This is a genomic window from Pseudidiomarina marina, assembly GCF_003987045.1.
In the GTDB taxonomy this organism is placed as follows: Bacteria; Pseudomonadota; Gammaproteobacteria; order Enterobacterales; family Alteromonadaceae; genus Pseudidiomarina; species Pseudidiomarina marina.
Genome location: NZ_PIPZ01000002.1, coordinates 353,946 through 378,859 on the forward strand (window position 1 = coordinate 353,946; position 24,914 = coordinate 378,859).

Here is a 24,914-nt window from a genome sequence, read left to right on the forward strand (position 1 = left end):
GCCTGAAATATCAGGCGCTTAGAGCACGATCTAAATCCGCAATCAGGTCATCAAGATCTTCGATACCCACCGAAATTCGAACAAAGTTGTCCAAAATGCCGAGTTTTTCGCGATTTTCTTTCGGAATCGACGCATGCGTCATAATCGCTGGGTGCTCGATTAAGCTCTCAACACCGCCAAGGCTTTCCGCCAACGCGAAAATTTCGACGGCTTCTAAGAAGCGACGCGCCTTGTCTAAATCACCTTTCAGCAAAATAGAAATCATGCCGCCAAAACCGCTCATTTGCTTTTTCGCCAATTCATGTTGCGGGTGACTTGGCAAGCCTGGGTAAATGACTTTCTCAACTTGCGGATGCGCTTCAAGCCATTGCGCCAGTTTCAATGCCGCCTCGTTATGATGCTTCATGCGTAGCGCCAAGGTTTTCACGCCGCGCAATGCCAAATAGCTATCAAATGGTCCAGCAACCGCACCAACGGAATTTTGCAAAAACAGCATTTTTTCCACGAGCTCGTCGTTGTCACCGACTACCGCGATACCGCCAACCATATCGGAATGCCCGTTCAGGTATTTGGTAGCCGAATGCATCACAATATCGGCGCCTAGTTCAAGCGGACGCTGGTTGTAAGGTGTCGCAAAAGTATTATCTACCACCACAATCATGTTGTGTTGTTTTGCGATAGCCGCCACAGTAGCAATATCGACCAACTTCAACATGGGGTTGCTTGGCGTTTCAATCCAAATCATGCGTGTTTTTGGCGTAATCGCCGCTTCAACCGCACTCAAATCCGCTAAATCGACATAAGAAAACTCGAGGCCCGCCGAGCGACCGCGTACTTTATCAAATAAGCGGAAGGTACCGCCGTACAGATCATCCATGGCAATAACGTGATCACCACTATCAAGCAATTCCATAATTGTTGACGTCGCCGCCATACCAGAAGCGAAAGCTAAGCCTTGCTTCCCGCCTTCTAGGCTCGCCACTGCGCGTTCCCAAGCAAATCGTGTTGGGTTGTGTGAACGCGAGTATTCAAAGCCTTTGTGCACGCCTGGGCTTTCTTGAATATAGGTTGAGCTGGTAAAAATAGGTGGCATGACAGCGCCGGTTGCCGGCTCAGGTGATTGTCCGCCATGAATGGCGCGCGTTGCGAATTTCATGTTCTTTGCATCAGCCATATTACTTCTCCAGCAAATTTTGAGCGGCCATCCACTCATCGTTATAAAGTTTTGAAAGGTAGCGGTTACCGGTATCACAAGCCAAAGTGACCACGCGTTTTGGTTCTGTTTGCTCACGGCAGTAACGTAATGCTGCAGCAATCAAAGTACCGCTTGATGAGCCAACCATCACCCCTTCTTTCACCAGTACTTCACGAGCGGTGTGAAAGGCTTCTTTATCGCTAATTGCGTACGCTTTGTTAGCCAAGTGGATATCGCAGATGTCTGGCACGAAATCTTCACCAATGCCCTCAACCAACCAGCTACCCGCTTCAACCGTTTCACCACGGTTAATCATCGGTTCAAGAATTGAGCCATCTGGGTCAGCCAAGACTAAATCAACCGCACCGTTTTGCTCACGCAGATAACGACCAATACCGGTCAGCGTGCCGCCAGAGCCAACGCCACACACAAACGCATCAAGGTTACCTTGCATTTGTTCCCAAATTTCAGGGCCAGTGGTTTTATAGTGCGCTTCAACGTTCGCTGGGTTCGCAAACTGGTTCACATAAAAATAGCCGTTTTCTTCAGCCATACGTGCTGCCATATCTTGATAGTATTCTGGGTGGCCTTTTTGCACGTCTGAACGGGTACGAACCACTTCGGCACCCATCGCTTTGAGGTTATTTACTTTTTCTGCCGACATTTTGTCTGGCATGACAATCTTTAACGGGTAGCCTTTGCTGGCAGCAACTAACGCAAGCCCTAAACCGGTGTTACCTGCAGTCGCCTCAACAATTATCATACCGGGTTTTAACGCTCCCGATTTTTCGGCTGCCTCAATCATGCTCACAGCAATGCGGTCTTTTATCGAACCACCTGGATTCATGAGTTCAAGCTTCAAGTACAACTCACAAGGGCCGGTATCGATAGTTGAGACCTTGACCATCGGCGTTTTGCCGATCATTTCTAAAACATTCTGATAAACATGCATGATTGTCTAATCCGTTTCTTTGAATTCGTTAAAAATTGCGCTCAATGGCGACTATTATCGCACGATGCCCTGTTTTATAGCAAAGCGAGCTGTGGCAAAGTATCAGCACTCTTTGGAATATGACATAACTAGGAAATTGGATGCACCATTTACACAACTATTTACCGACGTGGCAGCGTACCGTCATCGCCGCTGGCCTTTTGACTGTAGTCGCTTGTGCGCCAGCAGAACAAGCTTCGACTACTGGTTATGTGGCAGAACAAACTACCTTTATTGACGCTTTCCGTCCGTATTGCGGCCAAGCTTTTGCTGCGACCATTGTTGAAGACAATCAGCCAAGCGCGGCTTGGGACAAACCGTTAGTGGTGCACATTCGCGATTGCGAAGAAAATGTGATTCGTATGCCACTGCACGTCGGTGATGATCGTTCGCGCACGTGGGTGTTAACTCAGCATCCAGGTTATATCGATTTTCAACATTATCACCTACACGAAGATGGCAGCGCGGACGATGTTTCGCCGTATGGTGGACAAACATTGGCTGCTGGCAGTGCCACAATGCAAGCATTTCCAGTGGATGAAGCCAGTCAAGCATTGTTTATTGAAAATGGCCTTGATGTCTCGGTGACCAATACTTGGACAATCAGCTTTGTCGATGACAAAACCATGAGTTATAAGCTATCGCGCCCAGGCCGCATCTTTGAAGTTCATGTGGATTTAAGTACGCCAATTGATGTGCCACCGCCAGCTTGGGGTTACGAGCAGTAAACTTCTTTTCAAATTTAGTAGAAGGGTTCGCTTCGATGATTGATTTACGTAGTGACACAGTTACGCAACCAACCGCCGCAATGCGCGCAGCAATGGCTGCAGCACCCGTTGGAGACGATGTTTTTGGCGATGACCCAACCATCAATGCATTACAGCAACGTGTTGCCAAGCTGGCCGGGAAAGAAGCGGCGTTAATTGCCAGCAGCGGCACACAAACCAACTTGCTTGCGTTGCTCAGTCACTGCCAACGCGGCGACGAGTATTTAGTTGGACAAGAGTACCATACTTACCGTTATGAGGCTGGCGGCGCCGCGGTACTTGGCGGTATTGTGCCGCAGCCGTTTGAAATTGAAGCGGACGGTACACTGAATTTGAGTGCGGTTGAGAAACGCATTAAACCTGATGACCCACACTTTCCAATCACGCGCTTGTTGTCATTAGAAAACACCCATACTGGCCGAGTAATTCCCCAGGATTACATGCTCAAAGCACGGCGGTTATGTGACAAGCATGGCCTGAAACTGCACCTTGATGGTGCCCGAATCTTCAACGCCAGCATTGCCACTGGGCTGTCACTTGCTGAGCTATCGGCACCGTTTGATAGTGTGTCCATTTGCTTTTCAAAAGGCCTCGGTACACCAATTGGTTCAGTGTTAGTTGGTACCAAAAAGTTTATTCAACGCGCACACCGGTGGCGCAAAATGGTCGGCGGCGGCATGCGCCAAGCCGGCATTGTTGCTGCCGCTATGGATTATGCGTTAGATCATCATATTGAACGTCTTGCAGACGACCATGCACATGCGCAGTTGCTACATAATGGCTTGGCTGAACTTGCCACTCAGCATACCGACTTACAGATTGAACCAGCGCAAACCAATATGGTGTACATTAATTTTGCAAACCTTGAAGCAGCCCAAAAAGTAAGCGATTACTTGCGCGAAAACGGCGTATTAACAGCACGTTCACAACGCATGCGTCTTGTGACCCATTTGAATATTTCGCGTTCCGATGTCGAGCAAGTACTGACATTATTCAAGCAAGCCCTAGCTCGCGTGTAACTGCTGTAAAAGGCGGTCGAGGGCTCGGAAGCTGAGCGCCTCGGCCAAATGGGTTCGGGAAATCATCTCGGCATCAGCTAAATCAGCAATAGTACGGGCTAATCGTAGCAGCCGATGATAGGCACGGTGCGATAGTTTAAATTGCTCAATCGCGGCCACTAGAAACTGGTGATCATCGTCGTCTAACTTACAAAACTCTGCGAACTGACTAGGCTTTAGTTCACTGTTTAAACAGCCTTGACGTTCAAGTTGTGTGGCTCTCGCCTCACGCACATAGTCACGCCAAACGGGCGTGACCGGCTCGGCCTGCTGATGTTGTTGCTTCAGCACATCGGGCTGTCGCGGTACATCCACCTGCATGTCGATTCGATCTAATAACGGCCCTGATAATTTTCCCAAGTAACGCATGATTTGATCAGGTGTTGCACGAGCGCTAGCTAACGTTCCGTCAAAGTGACCGCAGGGTGACGGATTTAACGCACAAATTAATTGGAATTGTGCTGGGTAAGTTACCTGATGACCAGCGCGACTGATCGTGACATGCCCGGATTCGAGTGGCTCTCGCAATGAGTCAAGAACATGTCGAGCGAACTCCGGCAGTTCATCAAGGAACAATAAGGAGCGGTGCGCTAATGAAATCTCACCAGGTTGCGGTGGTGAGCCCCCACCGACAAGCGCCGCCGCCGAGCAGGAGTGGTGCGGCGCCCGAAGAATCCGCTGCTGCCAATGTGCACTGCGCAGTGTGCCGCTGACCGAACGAATGGCTGCCACATCCAGCCCATCGCGTTCATCTAGCGGTGGTAACAACCCAAGTAAGCGTTGCGCCAACATGGTTTTGCCAGTGCCCGGCGGCCCGACAAATAGAATATGATGACCACCACTTGCCGCGAGTAACAACGCTCGTTTGGCTTGCTCTTGTCCAATCACATCGGCGATATCACCATGCGGCGTGAGTTGGGGTTTTTCGTTTGACGGTTTAATGTATGGCAACGGCGACGGACTGGTTAAATGCTCAAACACATCGCGCAAACTAATCGCCGCAACGCATTGTTGCACTGTTAACGCAGCAGCCTCCTCCGCATTGTCGAGCGGAATAACCGCTTCACGCCCCTCGTCGCGACAGCGTAACACCGCAGGAAGAATACCCGTCACTTCACGCAAATCGCCATTGAGTGTTAGTTCACCATAAAACTCGCGACCAGCAACTGCACGTTCGCTGATTTGTCCGTCAGCCACCAAAATACCAATGGCAATAGCAAGGTCATATCGCGCACCGTATTTGGGTAAATCCGCCGGCGCTAAGTTCACTGTGATTTTTGTCGCTTTGGGAAAGCTATAACCGCTGGCGAGAATCGCCGAACGCACTCGGTCTCGCGCTTCTCGCACGCCCGCCTGCGGCAAGCCAACCACCGCAAACCCAGGTAACCCACCTGCCAAACAGACTTCCACCGAGACTTGCGGCGCTTCAATGCCCTGCGTTGCGCGCGTAAACACACGCGCAATTGAAACAGCTTTACCTGCCATCACTGCCCTCCTTGGCTCTACTATCAAACTATAGCAGGTCAGCGAGGTGATGAAGTTAGCTCAAAATCGTATCGTGCTGTACTCTTTCGCTTCTTTCTCAATGCAATTTAAGGCGTGGGCGCAAACGGCGGTTAATGCCTTGCGCCAGCATATACAACAAGGTTTTGAAATAACCATGCAAGGCAACTTGGTGCATACGATACAACGACTTGTACATAAACCGCGCCATCAAGCCTTCAATCATCATTGAGCCGCGGGTCAAGTTACCCATGAGGCTCCCCACTGCCGTGTAGTTCGACAACGATACCAGTGAACCATGGTCTTTGTAGGTGAAGCGTTTCAACGACTGACCGTTTACACTGCGCACAATATTGTCATACACGCAGTCAGCCATTTGGTGGGCTGCCTGTGCGCGAGGCGGAACTCTGCTGCCATTCGCTTGAGTAAATGCAGCGCAGTCGCCTATCGCAAAAATAGAGGCATCGCGAGTCGTTTGCAGAACATCTGTCACCACCAATTGATTACCACGATTCGTTTCTAACCCAGCAAAGTTTGCTAGAAAGTTTGGTGCACGTACGCCTGCGGCCCAGACCTTTATGGCGGCCTCAATAAAATCCCCAGAGCGTGTGACGAACCCGTCTTTGTTTACACTTTCAACCGCAGTGTTAACACAAATTTTTACGCCTAATTTGGCAAGTTCACGGCTCGCAGCGGCGGCGATCCGCTCGCTTAGTGCCGGTAATATACGCTCGCCTGCCTCGATTAAAACAATTTCAAGTTGCTTCAAGTCAAAGTCATCAAACCCATAACTGCGAATTAATTCTGCTGATTTATGGAGCTCAGCTGCCAACTCGACACCGGTGGCACCCGCTCCGACAATACCTACCCGAAGTGGCCGCGGGTAGCGCTCTGATTGCAACGCCAAGAAAGTATTCATCAGGGTATGATGAAATTTCTGCGCTTGCTTCACGCTATCTAGAAAATAACAATGTTCAGCGGCACCAACTGTACCAAAATCATTGGTCACCGAGCCGATGGCAAGCACCAAGTGGTGATATTGGAGCGTTCGCGCTGCCACAATTTCATGGCCAGCATCATCGCAGATAGGCGCTAAGGTCAGCGTTTTTGATTCCCGGTCAACCGCGATCAGCTCACCAGGTTGAAAGCGAAAACCAGCTGCGGCCGCCTGGACACGGTAGTCCACACCATCGATATCTGCGTCCAATGCCCCTGCGGCCACTTCATGCAGAAGCGGTTTCCAAATGTGGGTCAAATTTCTATCCACCAGTGTGATTTTAACGCTGTCACTTGAGCCATACTTGCGACCCAGTTTACTGGCCAGTTCCAAACCACCCGCACCACCACCAACAACGACAATATGGTGTTCTGACATGTATTTATCCTTTTAACGTGCTATCACTCACTACCAATAATGTTCCATGGTGACATTGCCTGGTTTACGGCGCAGATTTTTCGGTAAGCCCATGTCATTGAGTACAACTTTGGCGTCTCGAATCATCTCAGGGTTACCACACAGCATTACTTGCGCGCGCTCGTCGAGCACATCGTTAACGGCTCGCTGTAAATCGCTACTTTCAATTAATGCAGGAATACGGCCACGCAATGCGCCCGGATAATCCTCGCGACTGACAATCGGTTGATAATTCAGTTGTCCTGGGTGGGCTTCCACCCAGTTGAGTATTTTGCGTTGGTAGGCTAAATCAGCGCTGTAACGAACGGCATGAATGAGATGAATGCGAGAAAAGCGTTGCCACGGAATATCGGTACATAGCATCGACAAATAGGGACCAATGCCAGTGCCGGTAGAAATTAGCCAGAGACTGTCGCCATCAGGCACTTCGTTCAACGTAAAAAAGCCGCTAGGTGGCTGCGAAACCTCAATAGTTTGGCCGGCCTTCAAATCGTGCAGAAGCGGCGAAAACAAGCCATCATGAACACGATTGACTAAGAAATCTAAGACGTTATCATCGGGGCCGTTCACCAATGAATAAGCACGCTGCACGCGTCCGCCTTCATGGGGTAAACCGAGTCGTACAAATTGCCCAGCGATAAATTCGAATGGCTGCGTTCTCACACGCAAACTGAAAAGCTCTTGATTCCACGCATAATTCTCAATGACTTCTCCGGTTAACCATTGTGCCATTGGTATCTCCTCGCGTTGGTGAGCACTGGTTTCATAGTAAGGTTTTAACGCTAGTTTTTCTAGCGGGAACAGTGCTTTTGCGTCAGCTCAGGTGTTACACTTGCTGTACACATGAGGAGTATTCTGGTGAATCGACAAACAACAACATTGAAGATGATGATGCTCGTAGCGAGCATGACTATTGTGGCTGGCTGTAAGCCACCATCGGAAGCACCAGAAAGCACCTCGGAACAACCTATGGTGCGCTATAGCAATACTAAGGTGTGTGAGTTTGCGCAAGAGTTAGCAGGCCTGCCGACCAATCCTGTGAATACTGCAGAGCTGCGATATCTGAACGAGCAATGGCGCGATCTTAATCGTACTGAAGGCATGTTTCGAAATTCTGAAGCAGATGATAGTCGTGCGATTCTGTCTGCATTAAATATTGCCCTTGCCCATGAAACCGCTGGGCTACTTCAGCAAGTAATTGCTGTGACTGCCGAAGCTTACGAGCAAATTGAAGGCTTACGCGCCTACGCAAGCGACCCAGAAAATATGAAGGTGCCCGACTCAATTACCCGAACACTGGTCAATAAACTAGAAGAATGTTGTTTGAATCAATTAAACGGGAACGCAACGGCATTGGTTCGCGAAAAAAAGAACTCGCCACTTTATAACATCGGAACGTCAGCGTATTTCATTAATCGCGATGTGAATCAAATATTACGCAACGAATTAACTCTGACTGACTATGAAGCGCGCGTGGCGAAAGCGAGTGCGGCTCTACCGCCACTGTCAGCGCCAACTAAAACGATTAGCACCGCACCCACGTGGGCGCAGTGCCGATCTGCTGAATAAGTCGAGATTACGATTCGTCGTCGATATCGCGTTTCATTGCTTCGAGTTCGCGCTCAAGCTGATCAACACGTTGACGCAAACGTAGCAAAAGTTGTTGCTGCACATCGAGTTCTTCGCGGGTAACCACATCAAGTTTGCCAAGCTGTTGCTGCAATACGGTTTTCACGCGCTGTTCGATGTTACCGGCAAAGTCTTTGACACCTGCTGGAATACTTTCGTTAATTTGACGCGCAATATCTTCAATTTTTTTCGGGTCCATAATGCTTCCGTTTGTACTTCTTTTAAGAAATGTTTCAGCCACTAAAAATCAATTCAGAGTAATTACCTTTTAGCTTAGCAGGAGTTTACGGTAAAATCTGCGGCTCATTCATCGAACCGATCAGTCAAAGGCCTTTTTATCCATGCTATTAAACCCCCGCCAGCAAGAAGCCGTGAAAGCCATCGAAGGGCCGGTGTTGGTATTGGCGGGCGCTGGTAGCGGGAAAACCCGCGTGATTACTGAGAAAATTGCGCATTTAATTCAGCGCTGTGGGTATCAGGCAAGACATATTGCCGCCGTCACCTTTACCAACAAGGCCGCACGTGAAATGAAAGAGCGCGTAGGGCAAACGCTCGGTCGCCAATATACTCGTGGATTAACTGTTTCTACTTTTCATACGCTTGGTCTGACGATTATTCGTAAAGAAGTCAGCCAGTTGAATATGAAGGCTGGATTCTCGTTGTTTGACGATCAAGATTCTTTTGCGTTGCTAAAAGCGCTTACCGAACCTGAGCTAGACGGTGATAAGAATCTCTTAAAACTACTGCAGAGCCAAATTAGTAACTGGAAGAATGCGATGCTCAGCCCCGATCAGGTGTTGAACCAGGCGCAGCAAGCCGATGATCAAATGTTCGCAGAGTTTTATCGCCGTTATCAACAGAACATGAAAGCGTGTAACGCCATAGATTTTGACGATCTAATTCTATTGCCAACGTTATTGTTAAAAACTAACGAACAGGCCCGGACTCGCTGGCAAAATAAATTCCATTACTTGTTAGTCGATGAGTATCAAGATACCAACACCAGTCAGTACGAGTTAGTACGATTACTTGTAGGCGAGCGCGCTAACTTTACCGTGGTGGGCGATGATGACCAGTCAATTTACTCGTGGCGTGGTGCTCAACCGCAAAACTTGGCGTTATTGCAAAAGGATTTCCCGCAGTTACGTGTCATCAAGCTCGAGCAAAATTACCGCTCGCATGGTCGCATTCTAAAAGCGGCGAATATTCTTATTGAGAATAATCCGCACGTATTTGATAAAAAGTTATTTTCCGAGATGGAATACGGTGTTCCACTACGCGTTATTTACGGACGCAATGAAGAACATGAGGCTGAGCGCGTTGTGGCTGAGATTGTTCGCCGACGCTTTCTCGAACGAACGCCGTATCATCAATTTGCGGTACTTTATCGCGGCAACCACCAGTCTCGTGTGTTTGAAAAGGCTTTGATGAGTAACCGTATTCCGTATCGCATGACCGGTGGACAGAGCTTTTTCGCGCGCGCAGAAGTTAAAGATGTCATGGCGTATTTGCGCTTATTGGTGAACCCAAGCGACGATACGGCGTTTATCCGTATCATCAATATTCCAAAGCGCGGTATCGGCCCACAAACCGTGGAGCGCGTCGGTGAATTGGCGCATGAACTTCACATAAGTTTGTTTGAAGCGGCCGATCATCAGGCATTGAAGACTCGTCTTGGCGCACGAGAATATCAGTCCGTGCAGTATTTTGTCGATTTCATGAAGCGCGCCGCAAGGCGTTGCGATCATACGCCGGAAGCCGCATCAGCATTATTTGATTTGCTGAAACTCATCGGCTACGAAGAATGGCTGTATGAAAGCAGTCCAAGTGTCAGCGCGGCTGAGATGCGCTGGAAAAACGTCAGCGAACTCATGCGTTGGGTTACTGAAATGCTCAAAGGCGATGACGAAAACGAACCTTTGACGCTAGAACAAGCGGTGGCAAAGCTTTGCTTACGCGATATGCTCTCGCGCAACGAAGAAGAAGAGCAAGGCGACCAAGTTCAGCTCATGACGTTGCACGCATCCAAAGGCCTCGAGTTTCCGCATGTCTTTATGGTCGGTATGGAGGAAGGTCTGCTTCCGCATCAATCCAGCATAGATGAGGGGATGGTCGAAGAAGAGCGCCGTTTAGCCTATGTTGGTATTACGCGAGCGCAACAGTCATTGATATTTACCATGGCCAAAGAGCGACGCCAATATGGGGACGTGATGCGACCCGAACCGAGTCGGTTTTTGTATGAACTGCCGCAAGACGATTTAGAGTGGGAAGAACATGCGGCCGCCAACGAAGCGGCGCGTGAGACTGCCCGCGCAAGCGGTTTAGCTTTACTTCGCAAAGCCATGGAAGATTAAGAAGAGATTACGCCGTTCCGGCCGACTGCACTTGAGTCGGCTCGTCCTGCGATAGTGACTTTACCTGTTCGGGTTCCCCAAACAATGAACCCTGTCCTACATTAACCCCATTATGCACCAAAGCTTTTTGTTGGTCCGTGGTATCAATTCCTGACGCTGAAATTTCAATTCCTAAATCGCGGCATAGGTGCACCACGTTGCGCACCATAGTTTGAGCGCGCTGACTGGTTGCAATATCGGCAACAAAGCGTGGATCAAGCTTCACATGAGTAAATGGATAATTCAGTATGTACTGCAATGCGCCGGCGCTGCGGCCAAATTCATTGAGTGCTAAGCCAACACCGAATTCGGCAAGTTGACGCAAGCAACTGAGCTGGCGTTTGGAGTTGTCGTGTAGCTCAGTCTCACTAAATTCAAGAATTAAACGCTCTGGTGCTACACCTGAGTCGGTAATAATTTCCTGAATGGCTTTTACATCGGCCAACTTAAAGAGATGTTTCGCGGAAATGCTGACGTAAACCGGTAATGCCTCGTCATCACTAGCAAGCAATTCACAGCAGCGGGTGAGCATCCATTGGTCAAGTGCCATGGTCATGCCCGTTTTCTCAGCAATTGCTAGGAAACGGTCCGCCGGTAACAAGCTGTCATCACGTTGCCAGCGCAACAATAACTCTTGCGCAACCGGTTGATTCTTGCCCAGTTCGTGTACTGTAAACTTCTGTAGAATAAAGTCTTGATCGAATTGAGCATGGCGCAGTTCGGTTTCTCGGTTTAATGACGCCACTAAATCTTTGTGGATACTCTCATCGAATACCACGTAACGACCACGTCCCATACTCTTGGCTTGGTACATGGCCGCATCGGCATCACGTAGCAATCGTTCGGCAGAGTCATTGCGCGACTTGCATTCTGCAATTCCAACACTGGCACCTGAGTAATGCTCACTTTCGCCAAACACAAACGGCAGTTTCATTTTTTCAATAATGCGTGAGGCAATGTCACAGGCATCTTCGATATGACGGATCATATCAAGCAAAATAACGAATTCGTCGCCGCCTAAACGCGCAATCGTATCGTTATCTCGAATACATTCACCAATACGGCGACTGGCTTCAAGCAGGAATTCATCGCCTGCCGAGTGGCCAAGGGTATCGTTAATGTCTTTGAAGCGATCAAGATCAACAAACAATACCGCAAAATTATGATGTGGATAGCGGCGCTTATGTTTCAAGGTTTGCTGCAAGCGCTCGGTGAACATCGAACGATTTGGTAAACCTGTCAGGGCATCATGATGCGCATCATAGAACAACTTCTCTTCAACTTTCTTTCGTCGCTCAATCTCACTTACCAGTTCTTCGGTGCGCTCGGCGACCTTGCGCTCCAAATAGGCATTAACGCGGCGCACTTCGTCAGCATTACGTCGGCGCTCAATGGCTACTGCAACATGCTGCGAAACGAAGTTGAGCAATTCGAGATCATCTTGCTTGTAGGTCACTTTGTCGCTGTAGGTTTGCACTGACAGTACACCAATAACTTCATCATCGACCAGTAGCGGAGAGCCCAGCCATTGCGTTGGTTGCGTACCATAATAGCTGGTTGAACCTTCAACCTCGCCCGACGAAATTAACTCGGCATATTTTTCGCGCTCAATAAACACAGGCTTTTTATGGCGAATAACGTATTCAGTCATACCCCGAGCTAATGGGCGTTTTTTCTGTAGGTTGTTGTCGAACGCATCAACATAATAAGGAAACTCAAGAAATTTCTTGTCGTCGTCTAATAGTGCAACGAAGAAGTTGTCGTTGTTGATGAGCTGCCCAATTTGGCGGTGTAATTGCTCATAGAAGCTTTTCATGGAATCTGAAGTATTCGTTACCTCAGAAATCGAGAACAATACCGAACTGAGTTGCTGAGCTCGCTCACGCTCAGCAATTTCTGATTTTAAATCATCATTAATTTGGCGCAGTCTTGCCGTTTGGTGTTCAATTTCCGCCTGCATCAACTCTCGCTGACGCACCCGCTCTAATGCGTTGACAATGTGCTGCGACACGAACATAAATAGCTCTTTGTCGGCTTCGCTATAACGCACATCTTCAGTATAGCTCTGCACAACCATTGCACCGATAACACGATTATCTGAGTGGAGAGGAACACCGAGCCAATCGACAGGCGCTGCCCCAAGGTCGCGAATTTCACCACTGTCTAGCAAACGTTTAAATACTTCTGCGTCGTACAAAAAAGGTTTTCCGGTTCGCATGACGTAACCGGTCAACCCTTTGCCTAATAGTTCAGCAGGAATCGATTCTAGCGAAGGAATATCATCATATTCATCAACGAAATAAACAAATTTAACCGTATCTTCGGTTTGGTCATACAAACAAATGAAGAAGTTCTTCGCTACCATCAGGTCACCAATAATATTGTGGACCGATTGGTAAAATTGTTGCATGTCTGTAACTGACGACGCGAGTTCCGATATTTTGAAGAGTGCTTTTTGAATAACTTCCGATTCGCGATATTTCAGGGCAAGGTCTTGCAGGCGTGCAACAGCCTTACGCAATCGCGCAATTTCCTTTTGCTTTTTAATAAGCTCGACAGACTGTTGCATCTTATTGTTTTTGTTCGTTTTATTATTCTGATTTGGTGACCGTTCATACATATAGAACAGCGCTTTTTGCTAAAAGTTATGTAAACTTTTAGTAAAAACAACGCTCGAGTATATCTTTCATCATGAAGTTAGAAAAGAGTTTTGGTTAAATTACAGACACAAAAAAACCGCCGAAGCGGTTTTTTTCATTATAACTATTGTGAATTTAAGAAGTTTTTCTTTAAATTTCCGCGGTCATATAATCAATTGCGGCTTGAATTTCGTCATCGCTACAATCGTTACAAGTACCTTTTGGAGGCATTGCGTTATAGCCTTCAACCGCATGCTTCAATACGGTATCCATGCCCTGAGCTAAACGTTCTTCCCAATCGGCAGCGTCATTAATTTTAGGTGCATTCAATACACCAGAAGTGTGACATGCTGCACAAAATTTGTTGTAGACATCTTCACCTGAGCGTGCGCTTTCTGCGCCACCACCACTAGCTGAGCCATTTGCGCCAGCAACACGCACTTTTGCAACTGGAGCAATACGCTCTTTAATGTCATCGTTGCTTTGTTGTGGCAACATAGCAGCGCTTGCGCTACCAACGGTTAATGCCAGTGCAGCAACCCAAATACGGCTTGATTTTACGACTTTCAGTACGTTCACAGTGGACTCCTGTATAAGCTGATGAGCTTGCTAGCTCGGTTCGTTGTTGCGATTATAGCCAGATTCCGTCCAAGGTTAAACACTTCCGTGCTATGTCAGATAACACACAAAGTAATACGCGTAAAATTGCTCTTTTAGATCTCGATGCTTTCTTTGCTAGCGCCGAGGTTCTGCGCGACCCAAGCTTAAAGAGCCGGCCGTTCGCCGTAGGCGGTGGTGGTGAGCGCGGGGTTGTGGCTACAGCTAATTATTTAGCAAGACAGTATGGTGTTCGCAGCGCAATGAGTGGTGCGCATGCGCGGCGATTGTGTCCAGAACTCCATTTCGTGACACCCGATCACGGTTATTACCGAGAATTATCAAAACAAGTATTTCAGGTACTCGCTGAGGCAACGCCAATCGTCGAGCCGGCATCAATAGACGAATTCTATCTCGATTTGACCGACAACACGCGCTATCAGGGCAGCGCCAGTATCACCATGGAGAGTATCCGGCACACGCTAAGAGGAATGGGGCTCACTGCTTCCGCGGGTATCTCAAACCAAAAAATGGTGGCAAAAATCGCCAGCGAAGAAAATAAGCCCGACGGTCAATTTGTTGTGTCGCCTGAACAGGTACTTGGTTATTTAGCTAAGTTACAGCTTAAGCGTATTCCTGGCGTTGGCCCCAAAAGTTTAGAGCGTTTGAATTATGCCGGATTTTTCCTCGGGCGCGATATTCAGCAAGCGAGCATTGAGCGGTTACAAGAATTACTTGGCGAGAAAGCAGGTTGGTTGTTATATCAACGCTGCCAAGGTATTGACCCTCGACAAGTGGTGACCGAGCGCATTCGTAAAAGCGTCGGTGTCGAAGAAACACTTCCCAGCGATTTTCATCAACTACGCCAAGTTGAGCAATTTGTTGATGAGGTTTTACTACCACAGTTGTTGAAACGATTGCGCGTATCACGTTGGCAACAGACACACATTAAAAATCAAACGGTGAAATTAAAGTTTAGCGATTTCCAACAAACCACCGTGTCGCGCACCGCACAAACCGCATCGCCGAGTTTGTTTTATCATTTAGTGCGCGAAGCCTGGGAACGTCGTAATCATCGAGGTGTGCGCTTAGTTGGCATCAGCGTCGCGTTGCCCGACCCTGACGATCAGCTGCAGCTTGAGCTGGAGCTTGAGTAGGTGTAGCTACCGAGTTCAATCACCTGGTTACGTAACTTAATTGCGCTAAGTGCCGCTTGTACTCGGCTATGCTGTAAATGCCCTTCAAACTCAATAAAGAAATGATATTGACCAAACTTTTGTCCAGTGGGACGCGAGACCAACGACAGCAAGTTAACCTGGTGCACCGCAAACGCTTGTAGGTGTTCCAAAAGTAGCCCTGGATGATCGGCATCATCCACAATGACCACCGCAGATTTATAAACACTGGCATGATTCGGTAACGCCAGCGGTTGCGCCGCTTGCAACGCGACAAAGCGAGTAACGTTGTGGGCAAAATCAGTCACGTCATGCACAACCTTGGCAAAGGATTGTGACGCGATATTTCCCGAATCAAGTAAATGCTCTGGAATTAACGCCGCTGCCGGTTCATTGTTTGCCAACAATAATGCGAGCGCTTCAGTATTGCTCGCGGTTGTCACAATATCGGGCGCATGCTGCGTTAGCCATTCGCTGCACTGACCTTGTGCGACAAACTGTGCGAATAATCGCTGTGGCTGAGAGTGATTCATGACCACTGAGAAACGCACCGGAATTGCGACTTCAGCAATAATCTGTAATGGCTTGCGAACAAAGCTATCAACGACCGGTGAGACAATGCCTTCAACAATGTTTTCAATTGGCACCACGACAATATCAGCACCCTGCTCTAGGGCGTCAATGGTGCGTCGAAGTGTCGGAAAGAAAACAATGTCGCTACTGCTGTAGCGTTTGGCAAAATCACGAGCGGCAAGCTCTGAAAATGTGCCGGCGGGGCCAAGCGTGGCAATTTTAGTGGTCACAGCGAACTTCTCACGACTTAAATAGGTTGCAGGAATTTCTACAACCTACAGCGTTTTTTGTACTGACGCCAGCACCAAAAATATATACCGCTAACTGGCAGAATAATTAAAGCTAAACCACCTAAAAGCACCACAATAAACCACGCTAGACCACCAACGGCTGCGACATGTACTGGGAAAATCATCTGGCTAACTTGGTAGCCTTTGCTGTCGTAACGTAAATCATAAACGCTGGTGACCGCGCCAGTACCTGCATCAAATTGCACATGACTGCGACCGTTCGGATGCCATTCACCTGGAAACGTCATACGCAAACTCAGGTTCGACAACGAAACAAGCTGCGGCTGATGGTCTGGCAATAATTGATGCGCGCGCTCGAAACGCTCCTGCCAATTATGTGCCGGTGCCACTTGCTGCCACTCCTCTGCGGTGATCGGTTGTGGCTGTTGCTCGGGCGCTAGTGCCGTTAAACCAGCACTCACTGCCGCGGCATACATGATCGCGGTACCCGTGAGCATTCCAATGAGTACCGGTACAAATAGAACGCTACCAATCACTTTATGTAACTGAAATAAGGTAGCAGCGAAACTGCGGTGCCATGGCCAGACCCAGCGAATTGCAAGTAACCGCCGAGACCAATGACGCGGCCACCAGCGAATGATGCCGGTAGTAAGAAGAATTAACCCAGCTATCCCCATATAACCAAGTAGATCTTTACCCAAATCTTTGAGTAACAAGTGGTGATGAAACTCCACCATAAAACCCACGAGGTCACTTAAGTACGGGCGTTCGAGTATCTGTTCGCCGTTCGCATTATAGTAATGACGAGCACCCGATGGCATCACAATTTCAAGCCACGGATTCGCCTCACGCGGCATGTACGCGTAGCCTTCGTTGTAACGATCAAAAACACCGGCGGCGGTTTGTTCGGTCGGTAGCTGCTCGAGCTGCAATTGCGGATAGCGCCACTGCAACAATTCGACTTTGTACAACAGCAACGTGCCCGTCAAAGCGACGAGCACGAGCCATATACCAAAGAATAAGCCCAGCCAGCGATGCAGCTTGGTTAGAATTGATAGAACCAATTGATGCTCACTGTGCGGCCACGACCAGCAAAGTTAGTGCGATCTGCACCCGCGGTTTGCGCATAATAGGTCAGGTAATACTCATCCAACAGATTCTCGATACCCACCGTGAACAAACCGTAATCTGGTGAATCGTAGTTCATCTGCAAATCAACGGTTTGATAGCCTTCGAAGTTATTAATGGCTTGCTCACCGGTGTAGATATCGCGGTCGAATAAATGGTTCAGTTGCAGACGCGTATTCACCATGTCGGTCCATTGCTGCTGCCAGCTTACATTCATACGACGTGGCGCAATGTTACGGCCACCTAATTGCGTGTCGACTACGTTATCAGCGTCGCTATCATACTCACCGTCCGTATCGGCATAGTTCAAATCAAAGCTGGTGGAATTCGACAGTGCATAGCTTGCTGAGAATTCGATACCATCAATTTCAGTGCGCTCTCGCGCAACCGAGAAAATGCCGTCTTCGTTTGGTTGTAAACGTGCGCCTAAGTCGGATTCCGAGGTGAAATAGCTGAGGCTTGCGCGAATCGCTTGCCCACGATATTCAACACCCACTTCACGATTATCGGCGATCACCGGTTGCAGATCTAAAAAGCTATCTACGCTTAAATCAGGGGTATTAATACCGCGTAGCACGCGACCAACGTCTGGCATGCTGAAGCCTTCTGAGTAACTCGCAAACGCACGTACTGAGTCAGTAAACGCATAAACCACGCCTAGGTTTGGAAGTAATTCGTTGAATGATGGCTCACCACCTTCAACAAACGTGCTGTTATAAGCGTACAGCGTGGTGAAATCGTCGACATTGAGCTTGCCGTATTCGTAACGCAAACCACCGCTGACGGTCAGGCCGTCCTGTTGATAGCGTAATTGTGCAAACGGTGCCCAATTATCGAAAGTTGTTTCTGGAACCCACTTACGGTTGGTTTGCGCGAGCTCTTGGAAGGTGGTGTCACGCAAATAATCCACGCCCGCGCTCAAGTCAACGGGCAAGTCCGATAATGCAGGCCAGTTCATTGTTAGGCGCGAACCGAACTTGTTCGAATCGTTACGTGATTGATCGAAGATATCATCGCCGTAAGCCGGATCTTGGAATGTGGCGTAGCGACCGCCACCGTATAGTGCTGAGAAATCTTGCAAGAACACTTGCCAGTTCAAATCAGCGCCTAATACCGACTTATTCTTGTAGGTTAACGTGGCAGTGGTAACTTTGTTTTCAGCTGGATCACCTTCACTTGGCTGTTTCACAGAAATAGCGGCGATACCCTCAGCACGGTTGCCATCAACTGGCGAAAAATCGCCGTTACCTTGCAAATTGAAGTGGTTCACCATCAATTCAACGTGCTGTTGGTCGTCGATGTTGTAACCAACTTTGGTGAATACATCGAAGCTTTCTGAATCTTGAGTATCACCTTGGGTGACATCGGTGCCAATGAAGTCGCCGTTGCCGTCAACGTACATGCCGGTGCTGCGCAACTGTGCGCCAGCAACAACTTGCCAATCACCCGAGACATGACGCGTTAAATAGCCAGCCCGATAACTCAAGCCGTCGCTAAACTCTTCCGGCGAAGTTGTTAAACCGGCCACAATTTCTTGTTCTGAACCGTCAGTTGCCGATTTGGTCACGATATTAATGATACCGCCGCTTGCTCCCATACCTTGGATGGCACTGGCACCGTGAATAATTTCGACGCGCTCAATCATCAGTGGATCAATGGTATAGCTTGCTCGCGAGCCATTACGCAATGGGTTTGACTGCGGTACACCATCAATTAGATAAAGTGGCTCGCGACCACGCAAGGTCTCACCTGCACTGGTGAGTTTTTGGCGCGATGGTGAAAATGCAGGAACTAAATTACCAAGTACATCGGACAACGAGTCGGCAACAGCTAGTTGTTCGCGAATTTCATCACCGTCAATCACCGAAACCGTTGCAGCGATGCTACTGGCTGGTTGCGAGGTACGGGTAGCAGAAACTTGAATGATTTCATTCACGGTTGCCGAAGTGTCTTGTGCGAAGACAACCTGTGGTGTGGTGATTAATGCTGCAGCTACAGCGATTGATAGAGCGTTAAGGCGCATGACTTCCCCCAAAAATAGAGCGACCTAAATGATTGTGCTAATGATAACGATTCGCATTTGAATTGCAATAGCACTAGGAGGTTTTATTGCTCAATGTCATAATTCGTGGGTAGAAATTGCATAAATCATGAAGCCTTGGCACTATTGCATCGTAATGCAAGGCAAGCTGTCACAGCATTTGTCACTAAAGCCGAACAATAACAACAAAAGGCCATTCTTATGAGTTGGATGTCTGTTTTACCACCACTTGTCGCCATTTTGGTGGTATTTTGGCGAAAAGAAGTCATTGTCGCACTACTACTCGCCATTATGACGTCTGAATTATTGCTGACTGTGCAAGCAGGTGAATCAGTTTTACTCACCTTTACTGCCACTATTGAGCGTATTGTGGCCGTATTTGGCTCCGCCAGTAACACGCGCATTTTAGTATTTAGCCTAATGGTCGGCGCATTACTCGCGTATATCCGAGAATCCGGCGGCGTTGCTGCAACCGTCGAGGCGCTGCTTGCGCGCGGTTTAGGGAAAACCAAGCGTAGCGCCAGCCTGATGACAGTGTTTACCGGTGTGTTTGTATTTATTGAATCGAATTTGAGTGTGCTTACGGCAGGCATTTTATCACGCGGATTGTTTGAAAAACTCGGCATGAGCCGCGCACGTTTGGCTTACCTTATTGATAGCACTAGTGCCCCCGTATGCATCTTGATTTTACTTAACGGTTGGGGGGCTTATGTGCTTGGCATGATTGAGCAACAGGGGTTGCCCGGCTCCTCAGTCAGTACGCTTTGGGCCACCATCCCATATAATTTTTACGCACTCGTTACACTGAGCATCGTGTTTTATACGGCGTTTTCAGGCAAAGTATACGGGCCGATGCGCGCCGTTGAGCAGCAGCCGCAACCGCACCAAGACATTCCAGAACATGTGCCAAGCAACAGCAAAGCGCGCTATATGTTGGTGCCGCTGGCGGTGATGGTATTTGGCATGGTTGCCTTTATGTTTGGCACCGGTGACGGTGATATTACCCAAGGTGATGGCTCAAAATCTGTGCTCTATGCAACCGCCTTGGCGTGCGTGGTAGCCTATATCATGTTGCTGATGAGCCGACGTAATAGTCACCAACAGCTGGTGGATATCGGCTTTAAGGGCATGAGCGAATTATTACCTCTGGTGAGTATCGTCCTGCTCTCATTGGCACTTGGTAGCAGCCTGCGTGAGTTAGGTACCGGTATCTTTTTGGCAAACTTAGTCGGTGATTTCCTGCCGCTATACCTAATAGCCCCGATGCTGTTTTTAACTGGTGCATTAATATCGTTTACGACCGGCACCTCGTGGGGAACGTTTGCAATTTTGATCCCTATTGCCGCGCCCATGATTATTGCGCTTGATTTACCAGCGCCGCTACTGTTGGCGGCGGTGCTAGGCGGTGGCGTTTTTGGTGACCACTGCTCGCCGATTTCAGACACCACGGCAGTATCGGCTCTGGCGTCTGGGTGTGACTTGCTCGAGCACGTACGCACGCAATTACCATATGCGCTAACTGCAGGTGCGGCGACACTTATTTTGTACGTTATTGCTAGTTTTATGATGATTTAAGGAAACGGTTGTATGTTGTATCACTGCGTGATTGAACTCAACGCGACAATATTAGGCGCTCTCCATGGCTAATGGTGTGCACTTTCGCCCTACCCGCGCCGAGATCGATCGCGATGCCTTGCATCATAATGCACGAATTGCACGTCAGCTTGCTGGCGATGCCCGCTTACTCGGTGTGATTAAAGCCGACGGTTATGGTCATGGTGTTCTGACTGTTGCTGAGGCGATTAGTGAGCATGTGGATGCTTTTGCGGTCGCCTTTATTGATGAAGCTATTACCATTCGTAACGCTGGATTCCAACAGCCCATTGTTCTACTTGAGGGCTGTTTTAGTGATGCTGAATTGCCTGTTTGCGCACATCACAACTTTCAACCTGTGGTTCATCAACAACAGCAACTTGACGCTATTTTAATGGCTCGCTTAGTGCGTCCGTTGGCGGTTTGGCTCAAGGTTGATACCGGCATGCACCGACTCGGTTGGGCGCCGAATGAGGTACAACGTGTTCATGATGAATTAAAAGCCTCGCCGCAAGTAGGTAGTGTCACCTTAATGTCACATTTTGCCAATGCCGAGAAACATGTTCACCCATTAAACAACAAACAGTTAGAGTTGTTCGAAGATGTCTGCGCGCAAACCGAATCTCAACTCGACATGAGTCTTGCCACTTCGGCTGCTCTTGTGAGTTCAGCCATTGATATGTCGCAACATAACGGTCATTGGATACGCACCGGCATTTTGCTATACGGCGATAATCCAGTGGAAAAGGCAATGCCATTGCCGCAGCCATTAAAACCGGTCATGCGCCTCATTGCACCCGTCATTGCGATACGTGATGTTGCTAAAGGTGAATCTGTTGGGTACGGAAGTACCTGGAAAGCCGAACGTCCAAGTCGCATCGCAACCATTGCAATTGGTTATGCCGATGGCTATCCACGCCACGCGAAAAACGGTACACCGGTAGTAATACGTGACCATGAAGTACCGCTCGCCGGCACAGTTTCCATGGATATGATTACCGTCGACGTGACGGACTTTGCAGAAATCACCGTAGGCGATGAAGCCGAGTTGTGGGGGCCTAACTTAAGCGTGGCGCGGGTAGCACAGCACGCCGGTACCATCAGCTACGATTTACTCACTAATGTTTCAGCGCGCGTGCCGCGGGTAACTCGTTAAAAGTCACCTTGTTTACGAGTTACTTTGTCTAAGTAACCCATTGCAAACGCCGAACCCACAAAAGTTAAGTGAATAATCACGTACCACTTGATGGTTTCGTGATCGATATTTTGTGCATTCATGAAAATTTTGAGTAAGTGAATGGAAGAAATCGCAACGATTGAAGCCGCCACTTTGTTCTTCAAACCGCCTGAATCGATTTTACCTAACCAGGCCAACTTTTCCGTGTCGTTATTGATATTAAGCGTGGAGACAAAGTTTTCGTAACCACTTAACATCACCATCACCAGTAAGCCACCGACCAATGCGATATCAATAAGCGTTAGAGTCAGAAGGATGAGATCGACTTCTTTGATTTCAAGAATGTTGGGAAATACATGCACAAGTTCTTGGAAGAACTTCACACCAAGAAGTAACACTGCGAGACTTAAACCCAGATAAATAGGCGCCAATAACCAACGCAAATTGTACATCAGGTTTTCAATGAATCGTTCCATGTTCTGCCCCGTCACTTAACTAATCAAAAAAAGTTGCGACATCATATCAAAAAATACAATGCCGCAACCATTTTGTTCACATGCTACTTTTTAAACGTTACTTCTTGTGATAAAGCTTGAACCACGCCAGCGTGTGTTCAATTTTCGCAATCATATTTGATGGACGCGCGGTTACCCCGTGCGATGCATCCGGAACACGTACCATCGCGGTATCTACTTTGCGTAACTGCAATGCTTGGTAGAACTGCTCTATTTCAGACATCGGTACACGGCGATCATTTTCGCCACTGAACAGCATGACTGGCGTATTTACTTTACCCACCATCGATAACGGCGAACGCTTCCAATAATGGTCGTAGTCTTCCCACGGCATTGCCGGAAACTGGTTGGTGATTTGACCCAAATAGCTATCCGCTGTCAGTGTTTTACTAATCCAGTTAATCACTGGGTTCGTCGCTGCCGCAGCATTAAAGCGATCCGTGAGACCAACGGCATAGGCCGTTGCGATACCGCCCGCTGAACCACCCGCAATAAACAGGTTATTCGGATCAACCATGCCCTTATCAATCAGCGCATCTATGCCCGACATATGGTCTGCGTGATCTCGCTCTGACGAGTAGAAACCATCCAGTTTCAGTGCATGTTCTGCACCGTATGAAGTACTTCCGCGATAGTTGTTGTAGAAGACAATGTAACCTTCAGCAGCATAGCGTTGCTGTTCAGCAGCGAACATAGGGCTATAGGCTAAATGAGGGCCACCATGAATTTCTAACAATAACGGATACTTTTTGTTTGGATCGTAATCTGGCGGTGTAATATACCAGCCGTGAATTTCTGTGTCGTCGTAACTTGAATTGTAGGTGAACTCATGCACTTTACCCAACTTACGATGGTCTAAAACATCATCGTTCAACGCCGTAAAGCTTTGTGGTTTTGCGCTACCGCGACGTGGAATTTTAAACACTGCAACATCTGCTGGGCGATAGCTTGAGCCACGTGTGTAGGCAACTTTGTCACCATCGGCGGCAACTGAAAACATACCGCTCATGTACGGACGACTTACCGAGACACCACCGACGTCATCCACCCACTCATTCTTGTTACCATTAATGCGAATTTCAGCGAGCTTGTAGCGACCGCGGTCCGCATATTGAATAGCTAAGCGGTCATTACTGATCCACAGCGGGCTATCAATTGAGCGGTCGAAATCACTGAGCAGTTCGCGTTGCTCGTTGTCGTCAAGATCCATAATCCGTAGCTTGGTATTGTGGTATGGAATAGCTTCGTTACCGCGATGTAAAAATGCTAGTTGCTCGCCATTTGGTGAGGTTACCGGTGACCATTCACGCCCTGGCATATCGGTGACTTGGGTCAACGCACCATCTTGCACGGCCACTTTCCACAAATCAGATTCATTGACTTGGTATTCCCAGTCGTCGTTCCGATTAGCGCTGAATACGAGCGCCTTCCCGTTATCGACCCAGGCTAACGGCCCGTTGTGGCTATAAGCACCACTGGTTAGTTGACGCGCAGAACCGCCGTCACTAGGCACCACGAAAATTTGGCTGTACGTATCTGGAAGTACGCCCGCACCGTCACGTTGATAATACGTGCGCTCTACAATGACTGGCGGCTTCGCCCACTTCGCACCTTTTGGCGCCTTTGGCTTTTTCACCGCTTTCGCATACTCAGTTTTTTCAGCCGCTACATTCATTAAAAATGCCAAGTGCTTACCATTTGGTGACCACGAAAACTGTCGTGGACTTTCGGTTACTTCAGTAATCGCACTCGAAGTTTTGGTGGCAACGTGATACACATGAATTTGGTTACGACCATCGCGGTTGGAACTAAACGCTAATTTTGAGCCATCCGGCGACCAGCTCGGATTACCGTACGAATGCTGGTCATCAAATAGCGGCGTATGTGACCCCGTTTCGGTATCCACCAACCATAAGGCACGCTTGGTGTTATCTTTCATGATGTCGAAACCATGACGCACGTACACCACATAACGTCCGTTTGGTGAAATTTGCACGTCATTGGCCCACTCCAATGCAAAAATATCTTCTGCCTGAAGTGTTTTAGGCGCTTCTTGCGCAGTTGCTGGCGCAACCATTAGCTGTGTCGTTAGTGCTGACAAACCCAGCACCACTGGAATGATAAATTGTCGCATGGATGATCCTTTTTCGTTGTTCTAGTGAAGTTATTGGATTCAGACTAAAGCATTTTGCAGCGGTTGCGAGTAGAAATCCGATTAGCTTGTATGTTCATGCGATAAATAACGCCTGTTCATTGAAGTGTTTTGACTACAATA

Annotated in this window: 20 protein-coding genes; 7 read left to right on the plus strand and 13 right to left on the minus strand. The window is 48.4% G+C overall.

From position 1 onward, the window contains the following. Nucleotides 1–10: 10 nt before the first annotated feature. Both CWI76_RS07345 and CWI76_RS07350 read right to left on the minus strand, forming a co-directional pair. The gene (locus CWI76_RS07345) at nucleotides 11–1,174 is read right to left on the minus strand and encodes a cystathionine gamma-synthase (protein WP_126759691.1); all 1,164 of its coding nucleotides are present in this window, start codon (nucleotides 1,172–1,174) and stop codon (nucleotides 11–13) included. A gap of 1 nt (nucleotide 1,175) precedes the next feature. Further along, entirely contained in the window at nucleotides 1,176–2,147 is a 972-nt protein-coding gene (locus tag CWI76_RS07350; protein ID WP_126759692.1) for a PLP-dependent cysteine synthase family protein, read from the minus strand. A 140-nt stretch (nucleotides 2,148–2,287) separates the two neighbouring features. On the opposite strand from CWI76_RS07350, the gene CWI76_RS07355 reads away from it, so the two are divergent. Together CWI76_RS07355 and ltaE are read left to right on the plus strand one after the other, a co-directional pair. Then, entirely contained in the window at nucleotides 2,288–2,914 is a 627-nt protein-coding gene (locus tag CWI76_RS07355; protein WP_126759693.1) for a hypothetical protein, read from the plus strand. Nucleotides 2,915–2,949: 35 nt separating this feature from the next. Further along, nucleotides 2,950–3,972, plus strand: coding sequence for a low-specificity L-threonine aldolase (gene ltaE / locus CWI76_RS07360; RefSeq protein ID WP_126759694.1), 1,023 nt, complete (start codon nucleotides 2,950–2,952; stop codon nucleotides 3,970–3,972). On the opposite strand, the gene CWI76_RS07365 is transcribed toward ltaE, so the two are convergent. From CWI76_RS07365 to CWI76_RS07375, 3 genes are all read right to left on the minus strand, one after another. After that, complete coding sequence (locus CWI76_RS07365) at nucleotides 3,958–5,496, minus strand: YifB family Mg chelatase-like AAA ATPase (RefSeq protein WP_126759695.1); 1,539 nt, start codon at nucleotides 5,494–5,496, stop codon at nucleotides 3,958–3,960. The genes ltaE and CWI76_RS07365 overlap by 15 nt on opposite strands. Nucleotides 5,497–5,593: 97 nt before the next feature. Beyond that, nucleotides 5,594–6,889: an NAD(P)/FAD-dependent oxidoreductase gene (locus tag CWI76_RS07370; RefSeq protein WP_126759696.1), complete on the minus strand. Its 1,296-nt coding sequence runs from the start codon at nucleotides 6,887–6,889 to the stop codon at nucleotides 5,594–5,596. Nucleotides 6,890–6,919: 30 nt separating this feature from the next. Further along, a complete protein-coding gene (locus tag CWI76_RS07375; protein ID WP_126759697.1) occupies nucleotides 6,920–7,660 on the minus strand; it encodes a ferredoxin--NADP reductase in 741 nt (246 codons plus the stop codon). Between the two features lie 126 nt (nucleotides 7,661–7,786). On the opposite strand from CWI76_RS07375, the gene CWI76_RS07380 reads away from it, so the two are divergent. Beyond that, on the plus strand, nucleotides 7,787–8,497 hold the full coding sequence (locus CWI76_RS07380; RefSeq protein ID WP_126759698.1) for a hypothetical protein: 711 nt from the start codon (nucleotides 7,787–7,789) through the stop codon (nucleotides 8,495–8,497). Nucleotides 8,498–8,504: 7 nt separating this feature from the next. Here the strand turns inward: CWI76_RS07380 and CWI76_RS07385 are convergent, their stop codons facing one another. After that, nucleotides 8,505–8,756 (minus strand): accessory factor UbiK family protein, encoded by a 252-nt coding sequence (locus CWI76_RS07385; protein ID WP_126759699.1) that lies wholly within the window; start codon nucleotides 8,754–8,756, stop codon nucleotides 8,505–8,507. 142 nt (nucleotides 8,757–8,898) lie between these two features. On the opposite strand from CWI76_RS07385, the gene rep reads away from it, so the two are divergent. Continuing rightward, entirely contained in the window at nucleotides 8,899–10,911 is a 2,013-nt protein-coding gene (rep, locus tag CWI76_RS07390) for a DNA helicase Rep (RefSeq protein WP_126759700.1), read from the plus strand. A 7-nt stretch (nucleotides 10,912–10,918) separates the two neighbouring features. Here rep and CWI76_RS07395 read toward each other — a convergent pair whose 3' ends face one another. Beyond that, nucleotides 10,919–13,519 (minus strand): sensor domain-containing phosphodiesterase, encoded by a 2,601-nt coding sequence (locus tag CWI76_RS07395; RefSeq protein ID WP_126759701.1) that lies wholly within the window; start codon nucleotides 13,517–13,519, stop codon nucleotides 10,919–10,921. A 220-nt stretch (nucleotides 13,520–13,739) separates the two neighbouring features. Further along, the gene (locus tag CWI76_RS07400) at nucleotides 13,740–14,087 is read right to left on the minus strand and encodes a c-type cytochrome (RefSeq protein WP_126759922.1); all 348 of its coding nucleotides are present in this window, start codon (nucleotides 14,085–14,087) and stop codon (nucleotides 13,740–13,742) included. Nucleotides 14,088–14,260: 173 nt separating this feature from the next. On the opposite strand from CWI76_RS07400, the gene dinB reads away from it, so the two are divergent. Further along, complete coding sequence (gene dinB, locus CWI76_RS07405) at nucleotides 14,261–15,343, plus strand: DNA polymerase IV (protein ID WP_126759702.1); 1,083 nt, start codon at nucleotides 14,261–14,263, stop codon at nucleotides 15,341–15,343. Here dinB and CWI76_RS07410 read toward each other — a convergent pair. Genes CWI76_RS07410 through CWI76_RS07420 form a run of 3 tightly spaced genes read right to left on the minus strand, consistent with a single transcriptional unit; the run spans nucleotide 15,313 to nucleotide 19,336 of the window. Beyond that, complete coding sequence (locus CWI76_RS07410; RefSeq protein WP_157980816.1) at nucleotides 15,313–16,164, minus strand: prephenate dehydratase; 852 nt, start codon at nucleotides 16,162–16,164, stop codon at nucleotides 15,313–15,315. The two genes, dinB and CWI76_RS07410, sit on opposite strands and share 31 nt — an antisense overlap. 38 nt (nucleotides 16,165–16,202) lie before the next feature. Further along, complete coding sequence (locus CWI76_RS07415) at nucleotides 16,203–17,249, minus strand: PepSY-associated TM helix domain-containing protein (RefSeq protein ID WP_126759704.1); 1,047 nt, start codon at nucleotides 17,247–17,249, stop codon at nucleotides 16,203–16,205. Beyond that, the gene (locus CWI76_RS07420; protein WP_126759705.1) at nucleotides 17,231–19,336 is read right to left on the minus strand and encodes a TonB-dependent receptor; all 2,106 of its coding nucleotides are present in this window, start codon (nucleotides 19,334–19,336) and stop codon (nucleotides 17,231–17,233) included. The genes CWI76_RS07415 and CWI76_RS07420 overlap by 19 nt, the downstream gene beginning before the upstream one ends. Before the next feature lie 219 nt (nucleotides 19,337–19,555). Between CWI76_RS07420 and CWI76_RS07425 the strand changes: the two genes are divergently transcribed. Both CWI76_RS07425 and alr read left to right on the plus strand, forming a co-directional pair. Beyond that, the gene (locus tag CWI76_RS07425; RefSeq protein ID WP_126759706.1) at nucleotides 19,556–20,929 is read left to right on the plus strand and encodes a Na+/H+ antiporter NhaC family protein; all 1,374 of its coding nucleotides are present in this window, start codon (nucleotides 19,556–19,558) and stop codon (nucleotides 20,927–20,929) included. Between the two features lie 64 nt (nucleotides 20,930–20,993). Continuing rightward, nucleotides 20,994–22,103 carry an alanine racemase gene (gene alr, locus CWI76_RS07430; RefSeq protein ID WP_241967982.1) on the plus strand — a complete coding sequence of 370 codons (1,110 nt, stop codon included), beginning with the start codon at nucleotides 20,994–20,996 and terminating at the stop codon, nucleotides 22,101–22,103. On the opposite strand, the gene CWI76_RS07435 is transcribed toward alr, so the two are convergent. Together CWI76_RS07435 and CWI76_RS07440 are read right to left on the minus strand one after the other, a co-directional pair. Continuing rightward, nucleotides 22,100–22,600: a TIGR00645 family protein gene (locus CWI76_RS07435; protein ID WP_126759707.1), complete on the minus strand. Its 501-nt coding sequence runs from the start codon at nucleotides 22,598–22,600 to the stop codon at nucleotides 22,100–22,102. The two genes, alr and CWI76_RS07435, sit on opposite strands and share 4 nt — an antisense overlap. Before the next feature lie 97 nt (nucleotides 22,601–22,697). Then, entirely contained in the window at nucleotides 22,698–24,773 is a 2,076-nt protein-coding gene (locus CWI76_RS07440) for a S9 family peptidase (RefSeq protein ID WP_126759708.1), read from the minus strand. Nucleotides 24,774–24,914 lie beyond the last annotated feature (141 nt).